Source organism: Clostridium saccharobutylicum DSM 13864 (assembly GCF_000473995.1).
Classification (GTDB): domain Bacteria; phylum Bacillota; class Clostridia; order Clostridiales; family Clostridiaceae; genus Clostridium; species Clostridium saccharobutylicum.
This window is the reverse complement of record NC_022571.1, coordinates 932,642-953,569: the sequence shown is the minus strand read 5'-3', so window position 1 is coordinate 953,569 and position 20,928 is coordinate 932,642. Positions and strand designations below refer to the sequence as shown.

The 20,928-nt window shown below is 29.1% G+C and carries 17 protein-coding genes; 3 read left to right on the top strand and 14 right to left on the bottom strand.

Going from position 1 to position 20,928, the window contains the following annotated elements:
* Positions 1 to 2: 2 nt before the first annotated feature.
* Together CLSA_RS04235 and CLSA_RS04230 are read right to left on the bottom strand one after the other, a co-directional pair.
* Positions 3 to 374 carry a GntR family transcriptional regulator gene (locus CLSA_RS04235; protein ID WP_022744168.1) on the bottom strand — a complete coding sequence of 124 codons (372 nt, stop codon included), beginning with the start codon at positions 372 to 374 and terminating at the stop codon, positions 3 to 5.
* Positions 375 to 604: 230 nt separating this feature from the next.
* Positions 605 to 2,791, bottom strand: coding sequence for an alpha-galactosidase (locus CLSA_RS04230; RefSeq protein ID WP_022744167.1), 2,187 nt, complete (start codon positions 2,789 to 2,791; stop codon positions 605 to 607).
* 170 nt (positions 2,792 to 2,961) lie between these two features.
* Here CLSA_RS04230 and CLSA_RS04225 point away from each other — a divergent pair, with 170 nt between their 5' ends.
* Complete coding sequence (locus CLSA_RS04225) at positions 2,962 to 3,822, top strand: AraC family transcriptional regulator (protein WP_022744166.1); 861 nt, start codon at positions 2,962 to 2,964, stop codon at positions 3,820 to 3,822.
* Between the two features lie 6 nt (positions 3,823 to 3,828).
* On the opposite strand, the gene CLSA_RS04220 is transcribed toward CLSA_RS04225, so the two are convergent.
* From CLSA_RS04220 to CLSA_RS04165, 12 genes are all read right to left on the bottom strand, one after another.
* Complete coding sequence (locus CLSA_RS04220; protein ID WP_022744165.1) at positions 3,829 to 4,764, bottom strand: M14 family metallopeptidase; 936 nt, start codon at positions 4,762 to 4,764, stop codon at positions 3,829 to 3,831.
* Positions 4,761 to 5,696 (bottom strand): M14 family metallopeptidase, encoded by a 936-nt coding sequence (locus CLSA_RS04215; protein ID WP_022744164.1) that lies wholly within the window; start codon positions 5,694 to 5,696, stop codon positions 4,761 to 4,763. Before CLSA_RS04215 ends, CLSA_RS04220 begins: the two co-directional genes overlap by 4 nt.
* A gap of 536 nt (positions 5,697 to 6,232) precedes the next feature.
* Positions 6,233 to 7,573, bottom strand: a complete 1,341-nt coding sequence (gene gabT / locus CLSA_RS04210) for a 4-aminobutyrate--2-oxoglutarate transaminase (protein WP_022744163.1) — start codon at positions 7,571 to 7,573, stop codon at positions 6,233 to 6,235.
* A gap of 340 nt (positions 7,574 to 7,913) precedes the next feature.
* A complete protein-coding gene (locus tag CLSA_RS04205; RefSeq protein ID WP_022744162.1) occupies positions 7,914 to 9,137 on the bottom strand; it encodes a PucR family transcriptional regulator in 1,224 nt (407 codons plus the stop codon).
* 427 nt (positions 9,138 to 9,564) lie between these two features.
* Complete coding sequence (locus CLSA_RS04200) at positions 9,565 to 10,272, bottom strand: amino acid ABC transporter permease (RefSeq protein ID WP_022744161.1); 708 nt, start codon at positions 10,270 to 10,272, stop codon at positions 9,565 to 9,567.
* A gap of 57 nt (positions 10,273 to 10,329) precedes the next feature.
* The gene (locus tag CLSA_RS04195) at positions 10,330 to 11,205 is read right to left on the bottom strand and encodes a substrate-binding periplasmic protein (RefSeq protein ID WP_022744160.1); all 876 of its coding nucleotides are present in this window, start codon (positions 11,203 to 11,205) and stop codon (positions 10,330 to 10,332) included.
* 121 nt (positions 11,206 to 11,326) lie between these two features.
* On the bottom strand, positions 11,327 to 12,052 hold the full coding sequence (locus CLSA_RS04190) for an amino acid ABC transporter ATP-binding protein (protein WP_022744159.1): 726 nt from the start codon (positions 12,050 to 12,052) through the stop codon (positions 11,327 to 11,329).
* 556 nt (positions 12,053 to 12,608) lie between these two features.
* The gene (locus CLSA_RS04185) at positions 12,609 to 13,739 is read right to left on the bottom strand and encodes an iron-containing alcohol dehydrogenase (protein ID WP_041716063.1); all 1,131 of its coding nucleotides are present in this window, start codon (positions 13,737 to 13,739) and stop codon (positions 12,609 to 12,611) included.
* 963 nt (positions 13,740 to 14,702) lie between these two features.
* Positions 14,703 to 15,638, bottom strand: a complete 936-nt coding sequence (gene cysK, locus CLSA_RS04180) for a cysteine synthase A (RefSeq protein ID WP_022744157.1) — start codon at positions 15,636 to 15,638, stop codon at positions 14,703 to 14,705.
* A 347-nt stretch (positions 15,639 to 15,985) separates the two neighbouring features.
* On the bottom strand, positions 15,986 to 16,507 hold the full coding sequence (locus tag CLSA_RS04175; protein WP_022744156.1) for a nitroreductase family protein: 522 nt from the start codon (positions 16,505 to 16,507) through the stop codon (positions 15,986 to 15,988).
* Positions 16,508 to 16,625: 118 nt separating this feature from the next.
* Entirely contained in the window at positions 16,626 to 17,108 is a 483-nt protein-coding gene (locus CLSA_RS04170) for a flavodoxin family protein (protein ID WP_022744155.1), read from the bottom strand.
* A gap of 227 nt (positions 17,109 to 17,335) precedes the next feature.
* Entirely contained in the window at positions 17,336 to 18,067 is a 732-nt protein-coding gene (locus CLSA_RS04165; protein WP_022744154.1) for a gamma-glutamyl-gamma-aminobutyrate hydrolase family protein, read from the bottom strand.
* Positions 18,068 to 18,587: 520 nt separating this feature from the next.
* Between CLSA_RS04165 and CLSA_RS04160 the strand changes: the two genes are divergently transcribed.
* Both CLSA_RS04160 and galE read left to right on the top strand, forming a co-directional pair.
* On the top strand, positions 18,588 to 19,757 hold the full coding sequence (locus CLSA_RS04160; RefSeq protein ID WP_022744153.1) for a galactokinase: 1,170 nt from the start codon (positions 18,588 to 18,590) through the stop codon (positions 19,755 to 19,757).
* Positions 19,758 to 19,932: 175 nt separating this feature from the next.
* Positions 19,933 to 20,925 carry a UDP-glucose 4-epimerase GalE gene (gene galE / locus CLSA_RS04155; protein ID WP_022744152.1) on the top strand — a complete coding sequence of 331 codons (993 nt, stop codon included), beginning with the start codon at positions 19,933 to 19,935 and terminating at the stop codon, positions 20,923 to 20,925.
* The last annotated feature ends 3 nt before the right edge of the window (positions 20,926 to 20,928 follow it).

Below are 20,928 nucleotides of genomic sequence, written 5' to 3'. Positions count from 1 at the left end.
TCTCACTCCTCAATCAAATTCTTCAAAATCAATATAAGTTCATCTTTTGATATATTAGCTAACTTACTTTTCTCAATTGCAATCATAAAAGCATCTTCAATTTCTTTTAAATATTGTTCTCTTACCATCTCATTATCTTTAGGAAGTACATAACTGCCTTTCCCTCTAACAGTAGCAATGAACCCTTCACTTTCAAGATCTGAATAAGCTCTTGTCGTTGTAATTACGCTTATTCCCAAATCCTTTGCAAGTTGTCTTATTGATGGTAAAAATTCATTTTCTGGAATTCTACCACTTAAAATCTGTTCTTTAATTTGTGCTTTAATTTGTTCATAAATAGGTAAGTCAGACTTATTTGAAATTAATATTTTCAAATTTATACGTCACTCCTTCGTGTTCATACTGTATATATACAATATATACAGTATAGATAGTTTTGTCAATAACTTTTTTGGATTTTTTTGTATTTTACTTTTATACCTATTTCTTTCATCAATAAAATAATAGGTCGTATATAATGTAATATTTATATACAACCTATTATTTTATTTAACATATTTATATGAACATTATGAAAATAATGCAGTAAATAAAACTGAACGTTTTATATTTTTCTTAAAATCCATTGTTTTGCTGAGTAATCGCCTTTAAGCTCAGGTATAACTAAACCAATATTCATTAATTCATCTCCACCTAAAACAATATCTTCACCAACTATTTTGTACTTAGCTTCATCTTCTAATCCTGTTAACTTTAATGGCTTATTCCATTTATTTGGCTCTGCATATTGTTTAACATAGCTTACAACAACTTCGCATTTATCCTTGGAAATATTCATCCACGCAACTTCATTGCTTTCAAATGGACTTAATAATCTAAATGTATCTCCAAATTGAACTGTTTCTCTTATTTCCTTGTATAACTTAACTTGATCTTTTATTGCATCCTTTTCTTCTTGAGTTAACTTTGTAATATCAAGTTCATAGCCGAAATTTCCTGCCATAGCAACTATTCCTCTTGTTTCTATAGGCGTAATTCTGCTAACTTGGTGATTTGGTACTGCTGAAACATGACATCCCATAGATGCACTAGGATAAACTAATGAAGTACCAAATTGAATCTTTAATCTTTCTATAGCATCTGTATCATCACTTGTCCATGTTTGTGGCATATAATGTAGCATCCCTGGATCAAATCTTCCACCACCTCCAGAGCAACTTTCAAATAATATATTAGGAAATCTTGTTGTTATTTCTTCTAGAATTCTATATAAACCTAACATATATCTATGTGCTGTTTCCCTTTGCCTTTCAGGTGGTAATCCAATTGAACCTATTTCACTCATGTTTCTATTCATATCCCATTTCACATAAGAAATCGAAGCATTTTCCAATACATTGCTAACTGATTGTATTATATAATCGCATACTTCTTCTCTCGATAAATCTAATATAAGCTGTTCTCTTGCAGTTGATCTATTTCTACCTGGTATGTCTATACACCAATCTGGATGCTTTTTATATAATTCACTCTTTGGAGATACCATTTCTGGTTCAAACCAAAGACCAAATTTTAATCCCATATCGTTTATTTCTTTAGATAACTTTCCAAGTCCACCTTTTATTTTTTCTTCATTAACAAACCAGTCTCCAAGAGATGTAGTATCATCATCTCTCTTACCAAACCATCCATCATCAAGAACAAAAAGTTCTATTCCTAAATTACTTGCTTCGTTTGCAATTTCCTTTATATTAGTTTCATTGAAATCAAAATAAGTAGCCTCCCAATTATTTATAAGTATTGGCCTTACCTTATCTCTATAGCTTCCTCTACACAAGCGTTTCCCATACAAATTGTTATAGATATGAGACATTCCTGTTAATCCATCTGGAGAATATACAAGAACTGCTTCTGGAGTCTGAAACTCCTCTCCTTTTTCTAATAACCACTTAAAATCAAAAGGATTTATTCCAATTTGAGCTCTTGTCTTATAATACATATCTACTTCAGCAGCAGCTAAAAAATTTCCACTATAAACTAAACTAAAGCCATATACGTCACCCTTTTGCTCATCTGTTCCTTTTCTTGCTAATGCCATAAAAGGATTTTGTGCATGACTGCTTGCCCCTCTTCTACTCTCTATAGATTGCATGCCAGATCTAAGACTTGTTCTAACAATATGTCTTTCTCTTGCCCATGCACCAGATAAATGTATAAAATCAAAATCATCTTCTTTAAAATCAACATTAGAACTTAACGCTCTTAAAACGCTTACATTATCTTCACTTTCATTTATTATTTTAACGCATTTTGTTATTGCATCGAATTCTTCAAATACATTATAAGTTAATATAACCTTTACATTTTTTAATTTATCTATTAAGTATATTTCTAAAGTTTCTGCTTCTTCATCATTTTCGACATATGTTGATGGCAACCCTTTAAGAGATGGCTTTCCTTTATAAATCTTATGACCACTATATCTAAAATCGGTAGCTGTTGTACCATCTTCAAATTGAATCTCAATTGCTGGTGAACGCAAATCAGTGCTTCCATATCCAGGATATTCCTGAGCTGTAGCTTCTAACTGAAAATTTCCTATATTATCTGTATTAGAAAGAAAGCTTCCCCATAAATTTTTTTCTAAAAGATAATCTAAATTATTACTATTTATCTTTTTTCCCCAATATAAATGCGATAGATGGTTACTTTCCAATACTTTTGCTATATAACTTGTTTTTTTAGTCTTAAGGTGAAATGTTTTTGTAACATTATCATAAATAATCGCCATATTTATTCCTCCATTTATCTTTCATAATTTAAATCTATATAATTTATTATAATCTGATATAATAATAAATTATATGGCATTATGTATGTTACTCATGTATAAATGTTATGTTTGAAATCATATATCATAGTCAAATTTAAATTTATATGGACTTAAAGGAGTTGTTTTGTTTGAAAATTAAATATTTTGAAGATCCCAAATACAAATACTTGGAACCTCAAAAGAAACAATCAGTAGATCTATTTTTATGTTACTGTGGAATGGAAAACTGTACTCCTTCTCATTCATATGGTCCAGCAATAAGGTCACAATATTTAATTCACTACATAATTGATGGTGAGGGTTCATACACTGTTAACAATACAACGTATAAACTTAAAAAAAATCAAGGATTTCTTATCTGCCCTAACATGTTAACTTATTATGAAGCAGATAAAACCAATCCCTGGACCTACATGTGGATTGGTTTTAATGGTATAAAGGCTCAAACTTATTTGAACTATGCAAATCTCAATGAAGAAAATGCTATATTTGAATATTCAAAAGATGATTCTTTAAAGAATTATATTTTTGAAATGTTTAAGCTAAAAGAAATGGATCATTCTACTGAATTAAAACTTGAAGGTCTTCTATACTTCTTTATGTCCAAATTGGTTGAAACACGAAAAAGTACCTCTAATCAAAAATCCTATAAAAATACTGAGCTATACTTAGAAAAATCTATAGAATTTATAGAAAATAATTATTCACACAATATAAAAGTAAATGATATTGCTAAATATATTGGAATAAATAGAAGCTACCTTACAAACATTTTTAAGAAAAACATTAATGTGTCACCACAAGAATTCTTAGTAAACTATAAGATAGATAAAGCCTCTGAACTCTTAAAAAATACAAGCTTATCGATTAAATCCATAGCTGCATCTGTAGGTTATTCAGACCCTTTAACCTTTTCTAAGATATTTAAAAAGATTGCAGGGGATAATCCTAAAAGTTATAGAGAAAAAAATTCTTCAAATAGATATTAAAATTTATCATTGATGAAGTCTTCTAATTATTTTGTAAGTTACAACATCCTCCATTACCATTGGTGATTTATGTGCAAAAAATATTATTCCATCTGTAGGAGAAATAATTTGTTCTAGGACTGTCCCCTCATAAGGGTGAATTATCTCTCCAAGAACATCGCCTCTTTCAACTCCATCTCCTGGATTCTTTAACCTTCTATACATGCCTCCTGTTTTAGTCTTAACTGACAATAAATCATCTTCTTTAAGGACACTTGCAATATATCCACTGTGGCTAGTGTATTTTATTACTCCCATTCTTGTTAAAAATCTTAATACAGCTACTACTGCATGATTTGCTGATACTTCATCAATTTGGTCTGTTGCATTTGTATATAAAGAAAATGCATTTGTATCCCACATCTGCCAATTATAATTAAGAGTCATCTTATCATATGGTTTAGGCTTGCGAATAACAACATATTGAAGTCCAAATAAATTTGCAAGACTTGGACTTTGATGACCTGTTTCCATCATCCTTATATGAGGTATAAAGTCTCCTGGCATGTAAAAACTCGCAAATTGAATTCCATATGTATATCCTTTGACTTGTTCGAATACACCATTTGCAATCCTTTGAGTTGTTTCACCCTCAGCATTTCCTGGAAACATTCTATTTATATCAGTATTATCCATAGTCCAAAATCTTTTTCCTATATTCATTGAATGAGTATTTACGCATGGAATTACAAGGATTTCATTATTTTTAGAAATTGATCCCCTCTGCTCCAATTTAGTTAATGCTCTTATTAATTGAGAACATGTATATAATTGTTGTATCTCATTTCCACGAATAGCACCTATTATACATGCTGTTTTCTCCCCTTTTCCAAATTTATAACCAGTAATACGCATATCATCTCTATAAGGTGATTTTAATGTATATAGTATTTCTTTTTTCATTTCACACCTCCAAGTACTCTCGCAATAAGAGACCCCTCATAAACTACTGGATATTCCCTAAGAGTAAATATCATCCCATCACATGGTGAAATAACTACTTGTTCAATTTCACCAGTTAGCGGATTTAAAATTTCTCCTACTTTATCATCCTTCTTAATTCCATCTAAATGATCAACACAAGGCATGAAAATCCCTGAAGCTTTAGCATTAATAAATTTAACTTCTTTCTCTTTTGATATAATTGGTTCCCTAACTGGTTCTACTTCACCTTTCCATATGCCTATTTCTTTCATTAAATTAAATATCCCATTTACTAATTGTTCAGAATATTTTTTTGTAATTCTCATACCAACTCCCATTTCTACAAGTAAAGTTGGTATATTTTTATTATTTAAACTATATGTAAGGGTTGATTCAAGAACTGTTGATTCAGGATGTACCCATATAAAATCTGTATTTAAAAATTTTGCATAAGGGATTAATTTTTCAGACATTTGCTCACTAATTCTTACTTGAGGAATTTCTCTCAAAAATATATTACTAGAATGTAAATCAATGCACATATCTGTTCCATCTATATCTTCAAGAATCTTTGCAGCAACATGTTCTGCCATAGCTCCATTTTCTGATCCTGGAAATATTCTATTCATATCCAAATCAAAAGTTGGCATTCCTCTATGCACAGAATCTATTCCTAAAGGATTGAGTGCTGGATATATATCAACAGTACCATTTAAAAACTGAATATTTTCCTTTATTTTTCTAATTAACTCATAACATACATATTGTCCTTCTAACTCATCTCCATGAAGTCCAGTAACAATACATATTCTTTTTTCATTACCACTTATGCCTTCAGGTTGAAATCTATTTTTCTTTATTATCATCTTTTCATCCACCGCAAGATTAATAGATGTTACTGTCTCTATCATATTACCCTCCATCAGTTCAAATTATATTTCCTTTAAAACAATCTTTTTAAAAAATCTCTATAGATAATTATTTTTTTGATTGTGCCTTAACTGTAAAAAAATTTTCTTTTATTAGACATATAAAAAATAATTAATTAAATATACAGTTTATCCTTTGCGCCTTACCAATAAGTATATCATTTCATTCATTAGATTATATAAATATATTTACCAAGTATTACGCAAAGTAAACTAGCATGTTAATTTATTATTTTTTGAATATCCTTAGTATAAAAGAATAAGCAAAGATCCTCACTTTGTGAGCATCTTTGCTTCAATTTAATGTTACTACTTGAAAATTTTATTGTCAATTATTTTAGTACTAAAATCCTGTTTAATCAATATCAAAAGTATTTATAATATTATTTAAATAAAATATTCTTCCTTCAGCAGATTTACGTAAATAAAAATAGCACATATACTAAAAAAATAATTTGTATATGTACTATTTATTGATCACATATATTTCTATAAATAAGACTAAATTAGTTTTATGTTTATATACATTCTTTAATTGATTCTTCTAATGCATCCATTCCATATTTAACTTGTTCTTCTGTTATTACTAGAGGCGCCAAGAAGCGAATTACATTGCCAAGTATTCCAGCATTTAATAAAATAACTCCTTTTTCATAACACTTTTTAATTACTGCTTTAACTAAATCTGCTGCTGGTTCTTTTGTTTCTCTATCCTTTACAAATTCTACTCCTACCATAGAACCAAGTCCTCTAACCTCACCTATAACAGGATATTTTTCTTTCATTTGATTTAATCTGCCAGTAATATATTCTCCAAGTTTTTGTGACTTTCCACATAAATCTTCTTTTTCAATTTTTTCAATTACTTTAAGTGCTGCTACACACCCAAGTGGGCTTCCACAGTATGTACCACCTATACCGCCAACACATGCAGAATCCATTATTTCTTTTTTAGCAACTACAGCACTTAGTGGAACTCCTGCTGCTATAGATTTTGACATAGTTATAATATCTGGCTCAATTCCAAAGTGTTCATGAGCAAACATCTTTCCAGTTCTTGCAAATCCAGCTTGTATTTCATCAACTATAAGTAATATATTATTTTCATTACAAAGCTTTTGTAATTCTTGCATATATTTTGCAGATGGTACTACAAATCCCCCTTCACCTTGTAATGGTTCAATTATTAAACACGCTATCATATCTGGAGAAAGTGTAGTTTTAAGTGCAGTTTTTAATTTATTAAGACATTCATCTGCGTAATCCTCTTCTGAAACTCCAAGTGGTGCTCTATATGAATATGGATAATCAAATTTATAAGTTTCTGGTGCAAATGGTCCAAATCCATTTTTATATGGCTTATATTTACTTGTTATTGACATAGTCATATTTGTACGTCCATGGAAAGACCCCGTAGCTGAAAGAACTCCTGTTTTCTTAGTATAAGTTCTAGCTATTTTTATAGCATTTTCTACTGCTTCTGCTCCACTGTTAGCAAACATAACTTTCTTTTCAAAATTTCCAACTGTTATTTCTGTTAACTTCTTAGCTAAAGCTCCATAAGATTCGTATGTTACTACATTATATCCTGGATGAATATATTTTTCTGCTTGTTCTTGAATTGCTTTAACTATTTCATCGTCACAATGCCCTACATTTTGAACACCAATTGCTCCTGCAAAATCTAAAAATACATTTCCATCAACATCTTTAATTAATGCGCCTTTTGCTTCAGCAATAGCAATGTCTGTTGATACTGATACTCCATCTGCTACATATTTTTTTCTTTCCTCTATTATCGCTTTTGATTTTGGTCCTGGTATTGATGTTATTAATTTTACATTTGATTCTTCTATCATTTTAAAGCCTCCCAAATTAAAACTATTATTTCAGGCACATTCAATGATTTAAGCATAATAAAAAATAGAGCCCTCATGTTTGTATACACGAAAGACTCCATTGTCTATAAATTATTGTTTTATATGCCTTTGCTTGTTTATATAATAATACTTTCTATTTTGGTTTTCTATGTCCAAGTGCCATAATATTTTTGTCTATTTTGACTAAAGTAGTGAATTCCAGCAAGGCTAAAGACCTTATAGTATTTCTTCAATAAAAGTCGTTCTGTTTTTGCTTGTCCTAAATTTCACCTTACTTTCGGTTACCTACATCATAATTCCAGATCTTAAGTTAATTATATTACTTTAAAATTTTATTAATATATAATGCAATCTTTATCTTCATGCAATCATCAAAATTATGCAAATCACACTCTAAAAGTTCTTCTATTTTTTTAATTTTATATTTAAGTGTATTTCTATGCAAAAACAATTTTTCAGCTGTAACTGTAATACTGCAATTTTCATTTAAATATGTTTCTAATATTTTAAGTAAATTTCCATCTTTATTCTTATCATCACTATTACTTATTGATCCTAACGCATCCAAATAATAGTTTTCCAACACATTTTTATTTTTTATATTGAAAAGGAGTCCATAAATCCCTATGTCTTTATATTGTGTAATTGTATCATCTAGGCCTTGACACTTTGCACTATCAATAGCTAACTCCGCCTCATTTAATGATTGTTTCATCATTTTTAAATCTCTATACGGATTTCCAATTCCCACACTTACAGAAAGACCATCTATACGTCTTTTTATAACTTCTTGTATTTCTTTTAATGCATTTTGTAATCTCTTCATGCAATTTTCTTCTGATCTATTAAAAAGAATAACTGCATCATCTTTATCAATAATAGGAACCTTCAATGCATGTTTTTCTAATATATCTTGTACTATCTTTCTAAATGTAATTTTAATTCTAGATATGCTAATTTCATCCTCTAATTTCTTTAATTTTAAATACCTCTCAAATCCATCAATATCTATAACACATATACAACATTCTCCTGCTAAATTATATCCAAAATATGCTGCCTTTTCTATCGCATCGCCTTCTAACTCCCCGTCTCCAAATAAAATATTACTCAAAAAATGGGTAAGTGAATTTTCTTCAATACGCGATAATACAATAGCATTGCTTATTTCTCTAGAAACTTCAACCAGCTTTACTTCCCATGGCAATGTGAATAAAGGAAGTTCAAGTTTATCTGCAATCTTTATTACTTCCTCAGAAACCTCATTTATATATGGCCCTATATTTACTATTAAACCTGATCCGTTTTTTTCACTAATTCCTTCTATAAGCTTTATTAACATATCCATGTTATTTTTAATTCCAACCCCTGTTATGAATATGATTTCTCCACCTTGGAGCCACTTGATCCCATCTAATGGATTTTCAAAGCACTCTGCTACATATATCCATTCTATTCCCTTTTCTAATCCTGCCTCTCCAGCAAGAAGATTAAGTTTCTTTAATGAATCTAATTTAAATATATCCTTTACTGAAATTGACATAATATACACCTGTTTCCCCTATTTATTCTCATGTGCCTAAATCACTTTTGCTTATTATATTTTTATCATATATTTGCTTGTAAAAAAAGATGTATTTATATAAAAACTTCATTTAATCATATACATTTGTTCATTATCTCTATAAAATCCAATTGAAAAATACTTAATAAAAGGTTGTATCAATTAATGCCATTCTAATATTTATTAGAGCAATCATAATTGATACAACCATCTATTAAGTATTTTCAAATTCTTATTTAACAAAACAAAATATATATAATTCCTTTAAATTTAGTGAATTGTGAATACCATTCATCATAACAATGCTGAATTATAAAATTTCTAATTATATTTTTCAATCATAAACATGGAAAAAAATAATTTATCAACTAACACTTGTTTATTATCTTAGGCAAATTCAATCAAACTAGTTAAACTTTATCATTTTCTTTTCTACTAATTTTACTAATTGCGAAAGTGGTAAGCTTAATATTAAATAAAATCCTGCTAAAATTGTGTATGATTCAATAGTTAAGAAGGATTGTGAAGCATAACTTTGAGTACGTAACAATAATTCACTAACTGATACATACGCAAGTAGTGATGTATCTTTTAACATCATTACTAAATAGTTTCCAAACACAGGGATTACACTACGTAATGCTTGAGGTATTGTTATTCTAAACAAAGCTTGTTTATTTGTAAGACCAAGTGCTAATGCTGCTTCTGTTTGACCACCATCTATTGATAATATTGATGAACGAATAACTTCTGATATGTAGCAACCATAGTTAATTCCAAGACCTATTGTCCCTGCAACTAATGAACTTATTTTAAATTGATATCCTGGATTCCAAATTTGTATAACAATAGATACTAAAAGTGGTACTACATAATACATATATACTAATTGAACTAATAGCGGAGTCCCTCGAATAAATTCTAGAAATACTAATAAAAATCCTTTTAATACTTTTATTTTGCTAATACGTCCAATTGCAATAAATAATCCTATAACTATTGCTAATAAAAATCCAAGCACTGTTGATTGAATTACAATCCAAAGTCCATCAGTTAATGAAGGTACTAAATACTTAAATGCCGTACTAAAATCTAAGTTAGATAAAATATCCATATGTTGCTGCCTCCTTTTATAGAAAGAATCCATACGGATTCTTTCTAGTTTGTATTATTATTTATCTGAAATATGACCATCTTCAACTGAAACAAAATAATCTTCATTCATTCCATATTTTTTAAGAAGTTTAAGAATTGTTCCATCATTTTTCATGTTGTCAATTTGTTCATTTATAGCATCTGCTAAAGCAGTATCATTTTTTCTTACAGCTGCTGCTATCATTCCAGTCGATTCAGCTTTATATGGAGATAATATCTTTAAATTAAGACTACTATCTTGTGATAATGTATAACCTGCAACCATACCATCAGTTATACATGCATCTATTTTACCAGTGTTTGCAGCTAACATTAATTCTGATTGGCTACCAAACACTGTTACATCCTTAACTAAACCATCATTTTTCCACTTTTGAGCTGTTTCTAAGAAGGCTGTCCCTTTTTGTCCACCAACTACAGCATTTTTCAAATCATCTTTACTAGTAATTTTTGAATCTTTAGGAACAACAATTGCTTCTCCTTCCTTGTACCATATATTAGTGAACAATGCTTTCTTTTTACGTTCATCTTTAACATACATTCCATCAGTCACCATATCCACTGTATTATTATTTAATTCTACTAATAAATTTTCAAAAGGAATCTGCTTCATTTCAACTTTATTAATTCCAATTCTTTTTGCAGCTTCAGTTATTATTTCTGCATCAATTCCAGTAAATTCATTTGTTTTAGAATCAATAAAAGCAAATGGTGCATCATTTGATGAAGCAACAGTTAAAACCCCTTTTTCTTTTGCTTCTGCTAATGTATCTTTACCTTTATCATTACTTGACGACGTTCCACCAGATGATGCCCCACACCCAGTCATTACTCCAACACAACTCACAACAATAACAATTAAAACTAATAATTTTTTACATATCTTCTTCATTATAAATTTCCCCTTTTCATAATTATTTATTTTTTTATCACCCTTAAAAAACTTAAGCTTATTGCTACTAAATTAATTCTAAATTTGAATATTTAAAATAAGATCATTATTAAATCGTAGTCTAATTCAAAACCCTTGATAAGAATTCTTTTGTTCTTTCATTCTTAGGACTAGTAAAAATATCTTTTGGATTTCCCTCTTCTACTATATATCCCTTGTCCATAAAAATTACTCTATCAGACACATCTCTAGCGAATCCCATTTCATGAGTTACAACTACCATAGTCATTCCGCCCTTAGCCAATTGTTTCATAACGTCTAATACATCACCAACTAATTCTGGATCTAACGCTGCTGTTGGTTCATCAAATAAAAGCATCTTAGGCTCCATAGCTAAAGCCCTTGCTATAGCAACCCTTTGTTGTTGTCCTCCTGATAAAGTTCTTGGATATACATCTGCTTTATCTCTCAATCCAACTTTCTTAAGAAGCTCTAATGCTATTTTTTCTGCTTCTTTTCTATTTTTCTTTTTTGTAAGTATTGGTGCTAACATAACATTTTCTATTACTGTGTGTAGTGGAAAAAGGTTATATTTTTGAAATACCATACCTACTTCTTCCCTAAGAGATCTGATATCTATACTTTTATCCATAACATTGGACCCATTGTAGTACATCTTTCCACCAGTTGGAATTTCAAATAAATTTAAACACCTTAAAAATGTGCTCTTACCAGATCCAGATGGACCTATAATGCATACCACTTCACCTTCTTGTATATCTACGCTTATATCTTTTAATACTTCTAGTTCTCCATATTTTTTTGATAATTCAGAAACTTTATACATATTCTCAACTCCTATTTCTCTATAAAGTATATGAAACAAAATAATAGACCAATAAAAAGGCGCACTGTTTTAATTTCAGTGCGCCTTTGCATTTAATATAAATTATTATCTTTTTATGTTACAGTAATCTCATAATCATGATTTTATAATCTCTATGCTCATAAGTAAAATTTATTTTACTCAGTGTACATAATATTTAATCTTAAGCTTTATTTTATCGTTCACCATCGATTTCTTAAAGTTAAAATATGCTTATTAGACTAAATATCTTTGTCACTTAAAGAACTTATTTACTTGTATGTATATTATCATATTTAAATTTATAAGTCTATTATCCTTAATAACAATATTTCAGTGCATTCTGCACAATTTTTTGTATTCAAAGCACATTTTTTAATTCAAACTACCTCATAACACTTAAATTATCCTTTTTCAATCCTTATCTTTCTATAATAATTCCCCATAAAAATTTTTTCATATTTTTTCAATGCAAAAGGCATACTATCTTTTATTCTAGTGCCCCTTTGCATCTGTATTGAATTACTATAAAATTTACTTATAGAGATTTATAATAAATATCCTTTATTTCTTCTAATGTGAATTCCTTAGGATGATTTGTAATACTTGGTTTTGAAACTTTCATACAATTTTCAGCCATCCAATCAACATCTTTTTCTTGAACTCCAAGTTCACCTAACGTTACTTTTAGATCAATTTTAGAAAGCAAGTTTCTTATTGCATCTGCACAATCCTGTGCACAGCTTCCTCCTAATAATCTTGATATATCATTATATTTTTCCACATCACTTTGCCATGAATTTTCTACTATTACTGGTGTTAATGCTGCAAGTCCTTTTCCATGAACAATATCATGCAATCCACTTGCTGGATGTTCCATTCCATGCGGTGCTGTTACTCCAGCTACCCCAATAACCATTCCTCCTAAAGTACTTGCAAGTGTTACTTTTTCCCATCCTTCCAAATCAGTTGGATCATTATATATTTTAGGTAAATTTTGTGCTAATAATTTTATTCCATAAAGAGCTTTCATATCAGTTAATGGTTGTCCTATTTTTGATACATATGCTTCCATATTATGTGCTAAAGCATCAAAACCAACAGATGCAAGAATATGCTTTGGTATTGTAGTCATAAGTTCTGGATCAATAATTGAAGCTTTTGCAATAATTACATTAGTTCTAAGGGATTTTTTATCCTTAGTTTCTGGATTCGTAAGTACCGAAAAACAATTTCCTTCACTTCCTGTTCCACATGTTGTTGGAACTAAAATTATAGGTAATGCTTTTCCCCCCTGTTTTATACCAAATATGTATTCTGATATATCACCAGGATTTTTAGCTGAAAATGCAATACTTTTAGCTGCATCCATAATACTTCCACCGCCAAGACCTAAGACAACATCACATCCAGTTTCTTTTATAATATCTACACCCTCATATACTGTTGTAGTAAGTGGATTTTGTTCCACCTTATCAAAAATTTCATAGCCAACGTTGGATTCTTCTAATAAGCTTATTACTTTATCAAGTAATCCACTTTTCTTTGTACTACTTCTTCCAGTTACAATAAGTGCTTTAGTACCATACTTAGCTACTTCAATTCCTATTTCATTGCTTCTTCCTCTTCCGAATAAAAGATTAACTGGTAAATTATAATTAAACTTCATCATTACTTTCCTCCTAGATATTTAACATTTTTAATTCCTTTATGTGCTTATAGATATCCAAACTATAAATCATACTTATGTGGTGAATAACCGAAACCAGAAATGTTTTTGTTCCACAGGACCATAAAATTTTCACTGAAAGGTTCTAAGTACAAGGTTGTGCCCATTTTTGCATGCTCTAATGTAAAATCAGGACAAGCAGAAAATGGTACAACATTGTACTAAGAACCTTCACAGTTCAATTTCAATGCCTGTTTCACAAAAATGTATGCAATTTCTAATATAGAAACACATTCTAATTATAAGTCTGATTTTTAAATTGGATATCTATAATTATAAGTAATTTAGAATCATATTCTTAATAATTTTAGATTACTTATAACTTAGTTTACTCGTTATAATTTTTTACGTAAATAAAGGAATCTTTATTATACAGTGTAATAAAGACTCCTTTGTCTAAATAAATAGTATCATTTTTAAATTTAAAAATCTATAAATATCAGTAACAATATTTTAGTGCACCTTGCACAATATAGGTATTGTGAAACATTAAAGTTTAGCAATATCTAACCGAAATCAGCTGCATATTTGTTCCATAGGACTAAGAAAATTTCGCTGGAAACATCTTATTTTCAATGCCTATTTCACAAATATGTAGCTAATTTCTCTGTTTATGCTGAACTTTAGATTAAAATACTAATGAATATTGCCACAATAATTATAATAATTTATATGAATATAAATATCAAATATGCACCTTAACTTATTTAACGCAACTTAATATAGAAATTAAAATCATACCTTTCCACCATGTATATTTTTTTTAAGGAAATATTTAAACTGAGTGTTTATATGTAAACTACTTAAATTCATTACAAAACAAAGAAATGTTATACATATATGTGTAACATTTCGGTTGGTATCACGAAACTTTGAGTATTTCGCAATACCTATATTCTGTGACTATTTATCTTCAAATAATGCAGTTGATAAATAACGTTCTCCTGTATCAGGTAATAAAGCAACTATTGTTTTACCTGCATTTTCTGGTCTCTTTGCAAGTTGAGCTGCTGCAAACAATGCAGCTCCTGATGAAATACCAACAAGTAATCCTTCTGCTTTAGATACTTCTCTAGATGCACTAAATGCATCTTCATTTTCGACTGCAATGATTTCATCATATATCTTTGTATTTAAAGTATCTGGAACGAATCCTGCACCAATTCCTTGTATTTTATGAGCTCCTGATTTTCCTTGTGATAATACTGGTGATCCAGCTGGCTCTACTGCAACTACTTTAACATTAGGATTTTTAGATTTTAAATATTCTCCAACTCCTGTTATTGTACCACCTGTACCAATACCAGCTACAAATATATCAACTTTTCCATCTGTATCTTCCCAAATTTCAGGTCCTGTTGTTTTTTTGTGTATTTCTGGATTAGCAGGATTTTTAAATTGTCCTGGTATAAATGAATTTGGAGTTTCAGCTACTAATTCATCAGCCTTAGCTATTGCTCCCTTCATTCCTTTACTTCCTTCTGTTAAAACTATTTCTGCTCCATAAGCTTTTATTAAGCTACGTCTTTCTACACTCATAGTTTCTGGCATAACAATTATAACCTTATATCCTTTTGCTGACCCAACAGATGCGATTCCAATTCCTGTATTTCCACTAGTTGGTTCAATAATTGTTGCTCCTGGCTTTAATAATCCCTTATTTTCTGCATCTTCGATCATAGCCTTTGCAATTCTATCTTTAACGCTTCCTGCTGGATTAAAATACTCTAATTTTGCTAATACAGTTGCCTTTAATCCATTCTTTTCACTATACTTTGCTACTTCTAATAATGGTGTTTTTCCTATTAAATCTGTTAAATTTTTATATACTTTTGACATATTTAATCCCCCTCAATCCTACTAAACATATATTTCTTATCGATTTACTATGATATAAGTATATGCTTGTTTGAATGAATAGTCAATATATTTTTATATATTTTTTTACAGTTTACACTAAATACTTAATAACAAGAAAATCTTCTTTTCGTACTATGTGTTTCTGATATTTTCAAAATTTATCCACAGATTTGACTGAATTATATTTTTCCCTGTGTATACAACGCCACCTCTAAAACTATATACAATCAAACTTTCATTGCTCGAAAATTCTATAATTTCTTATACAATAAAAAATGAGTAGCTAAAATTCAAGCTACTCTATCTAAATTCTTAAATATCTCTAACTATTTTACAAATTTAATAATACCATCTTTTCTATCATGAGCTTTTGTTTCACCATCAGGATATCCAATCGATGCCATTCCCCATACAATATGGTTTTCTGGTATTCCAAAGCTTGTTAATAATTCTCTTACTTCCTTTTCATCACAAATAGTTTTCAATTGATTAATCCAACATGAACCTATACCCAATGAATTAGCCATTAAGAATATATTTTCTAATGCACAAGAACAATCTGCCAATCCATTAGTATTTTCTTTGTCATTAGATAACATAATTAAAGTAGGAGGTGCATAAAAATTATATCCTGCATCTCTACCTAATGCTTCCCTGACTACTTTAGCAAGAGATTCTATTTTTTCTTTATTTTGAACAACTGTAAACTGCCAACTTTGCTTGTTCATACCACTTGGTGCATATACTCCAGCTTTTAATATTAAATCTAGTTCCTCATCTTTTATTTGTTCTTGTTTAAATTTTCTTACACTTCTTCTTGTTAAAATATTTTGTAATACTTCATTCATAATAACATCTTCCTTCCATCTATTTTTATTAATTTATAACATATTATAAACTTCGCTCTCAATATTATAATATTGTATATTTTTAAATTATTAATCAATTTATATATACATTTTTACATTAAAATATTTGTTTGACTTTGTTTGCAATTCTTTCACCAAATATTCTCGCATTTTCATCTTCATTTTCTTGTATTTCATTTATATGCACATATCCTAAATGAGTCTTTGGTTTTCCAAAAGCAACTCCACCTGAATATACTAACATTCCTTTTACCATAAGATGATTTAAAATTGTAAGTAATGCTATATCTGAACCACCAGCAATAGAGTTAGCTGTTGAAAATGCTGCTCCAAGTTTTCCTTCTAAATTAAATTCTGATGATTCATCTATCCATTTTTTCATTTCCCATGATATGTTGGCATAATAAGTTGGTGTTCCAAAAATAATTCCTTCTGATTCTTGTAAGAACTTTTTATCAACTGCATCTAAATTCATAGTTTTTACTTCAATATTTCCAGACCTCTTCACACCTTCTTCAATTAACTTGGCAACTCTTTCGGTTTTTCCTGTCTTGCTACTGTATAGTATTGATATTTTCATTGATAAAATCCTCCTAATTAAAAACTATATTGTTTAAAATAATTAAATTGTATATTTTAGACTTATTGTATCATCTTGGAATTAATAATTCCACATCATGCACAATGCTTTTGTTAATACCAAAATAATTTATAGTAACATTTTAGTTTTTGCTATCATTTTTTTTATCATGAATATTAATACTCAGTAACTATATAATTTAAAATTCAAATTTATTTTTACTCATTCTATAATCTACTATTCTTACATTTAGATATAAATAATTTAAATATTTTCAGCATATTTTCATCACTGCTTGCCATCATTTCTGGATGCCATTGTGTTCCAAGTGCAAAAGAACCATCTACCTTCTCTATTGCTTCAATAATTTCATCATTAGCTATAGCTACTACCTTAAATCCATCCGCAACATCTTTTATAGACATATGATGAAATGAATTTGCAAGAGCTTTTTCTCCTAAAATAGTATATAATTCAGAATTTTTTTCAATCTGTATCGTATGAGAAGGTTGTGCTGGTGTATGCCCTTGACAATGTTTTATATACGAATCCTTTGCCAAGGAACAATCTTGATATAATGTTCCACCACATACAACATTTAAAATTTGGCATCCCCTACAAATACCTAAGATAGGCTTTTCCATTTCAAATGCATATTTTATTAACATAGAATCAAATGTGTCTCTTTCATTCATTGTATTTCCCAAAAGCTTATGTGGTTCTTCATTAAATAATAATGGGTTAACATCATGACCACCTGATAAAATAAGTCCATCTACATTTTCTAATTGAGCTTTAATTATTTCTGGCTCTGTATTGACTGGAATAATAAAAGGAATTCCACCTGCCAAAATAACAGATTTAATATAGTCATTGTTTACATATGCTCTTTTATATCCTGGGACCATTCCACCTTCGTCAATTAGTATACTACCTGATATTCCAATTATTTTTTTCATAATATCCCACCTATCCATTTAACCAAATATAAATTTGAATCTTCTTATTTCTCTCCATAATCGTTCCTTTTTCATCACAAAATTTTAAATTAATTACTTACAATAAATAATAGCTTATATTTCAACAATAACCTCTTTAAATTTTAATATCTTCAATAATTCTTCTTATTATATGTTTCTTCATAATAACATGTCAATTTACTTATGTCATCAAATATAAATTGGATATAATCATTCACTTTTAATAAAAAACAAAATTACTTTTGTAGTAATCCTTTTCTGAAATTTTCTTAACAAACTTATATGTTTTTTCTAATAGTTTTTTTATATATTTATAATAGAAAACTTCTAGTACAAATATTTACTTTATCACTTTAATGCTGATTAATACTGATTTTCATCATATTCAAATGTAGAATTAAATGTTTTTTTGTTATAAAAAGCATTTAAATTTTTTCTTAATCAGCTCTTTACTTTTTTATAGTAATCGGTTACTATATAGAAAAAGGGAGGAATGGAAATGGATAATATTAATATGTTAAAAGAAAAATTCAATCAACTTTTTAAATGCGTTTGTGAAAATGTTTACTTCTCACCTGGGAGAGTTAATTTAATTGGAGAACATACTGATTATAACGGAGGTAATGTTTTTCCTTGTGCACTTACTATCGGTACTTACGCTGTAGTTTCTAAAAGAAATGATAGAAAAATCTCAGTTCATTCTTTAAACTTTGAAGATTTAGGAATTATAGAATTTGATTTAGATGATATGATTTATGATAAAAAACATGATTGGGCTAATTATCCTAAGGGAGTAATAAAAACTTTTGAAAATCATTCTTTCAAAATCCCAACTGGATTTAATATTCTTTTCTTTGGTAATATTCCAAATGGATCTGGTCTATCATCTTCAGCATCTCTAGAAGTTTTAATGGGTATTATACTAAATGACTCATTTAATTTAAATATTGATATGGTAGAAATAGTTAAAATGTGTCAAGAAGCAGAAAATAAATTTATAGGTGTTAACTGTGGTATAATGGATCAATTTGCAGTTGGAATGGGAAAAAAAGATTGTGCTATTCTATTAGATTGTAGTACATTAAAATATTCTTACAGTAAATTAGATATGGACGGCTACAAAATAGTAATCGCAAATACAAATAAAAAACGTGGTTTAGCTGATTCAAAATACAATGAACGCCGTAGTGAATGTGATACTGCTTTAGCAGAAATACAAAAAGTTAAAAATATAAAAGCTCTTGGTGAACTTACTGAATCAGAATTCGAAGAAATAAAAAATTGTATTTCAGATCCTATCAAACAAAAAAGAGCTAAACATGCTGTATACGAAAATCAAAGAACTTTAAAAGCTGTAAAAGCATTAAACGAAAACAACTTAACTTTATTTGGTCGATTAATGAATGATTCTCATGTTTCTTTAAGAGATGATTATGAAGTAACTGGAATAGAATTAGACACATTAGTTTCTCTAGCTTGGGAAATAGATGGTGTTGTTGGATCTCGTATGACTGGTGCTGGTTTTGGCGGATGTACAGTTAGTATCGTAAGAGAAGATGCTGTAGATAATTTTACTACAACTATAAAAAGTAAATACAAAGATAAAATCGGATATGAGCCAAGCTTTTATATAGTTAATATATCTGACGGAGCAAGAAAACTTCAGTAAAATCTTAAATTTTAAATATTTTTAATTATAATGATAAATATAAGGCGCAATCAAAAAATAATAAACCAATATGCACATTAAAGATGAGTCGCCATGCTGCATATAAGAACAATTCTGGCAGATGGACTTGTTATTTTTTTGAATGTGCCTTATATAAATAAAGGGAGATGTTAATATGTCAATTTTAGTTTGTGGTGGAGCTGGATATATTGGTTCTCATACAGTACATCAGCTTATAAATGAAAATAAAGATGTAATTATAGTAGATAATTTACAAACAGGTCATATGAAAGCAGTAAACAAAAAAGCTAAATTCTATAAAGGTGATATTAGAGATTCATCTTTTTTGGATAAGGTTTTTGAAGAAAATGATATAGAAGCTGTAATACACTTTGCTGCTAATTCTTTAGTTGGTGAAAGTATGACAAAACCGCTTCTTTACTTTAATAATAATGTTTATGGAATGCAAGTTCTACTTGAATCTATGGTGAAACATAATATTAAAAATATAGTATTTTCTTCAACTGCTGCTGTATACGGTGAACCTAAAAAAATACCTATACTTGAAAGCGACGAAACTAACCCAACTAACCCTTATGGTGAAACAAAATTAGCAATGGAAAAGATGATGAAATGGGTTAATAAAGCTTATGGTATAAATTATGTTTCTTTAAGATACTTTAATGTTGCTGGTGCTTTAGAAGACGGTAGTATTGGTGAAGACCATTCTCCTGAAACTCATTTAATACCACTTATACTTCAAGTTCCACTAAAAAAACGTGAATTTATAACTGTTTTTGGTGATGACTATGATACTGAAGATGGTACATGCATCCGTGATTATATTCATGTAATTGATTTAGCAAACGCTCATATAAAAGCTGTTGAATATTTACAAAATGGTAATGAAAGCAACATCTTCAATTTGGGTAATGGATTAGGCTTTAGTGTAAAAGATATGATCAATGCTGCAACAGAGGCTACCGATGAAGATATTAAAGTTGTGCTTGGTGAAAGAAGAGCTGGAGACCCTGCAAAATTAGTTGCTTCAAGTGAAAAAGCAAAAAAAGTTTTAGGATGGACACCTAAATATACTAATATAAAAGATATTATAAGCACTGCATGGTGTTGGCATAAAAACAATCCAAACGGATATAATGATCGCTAAAAA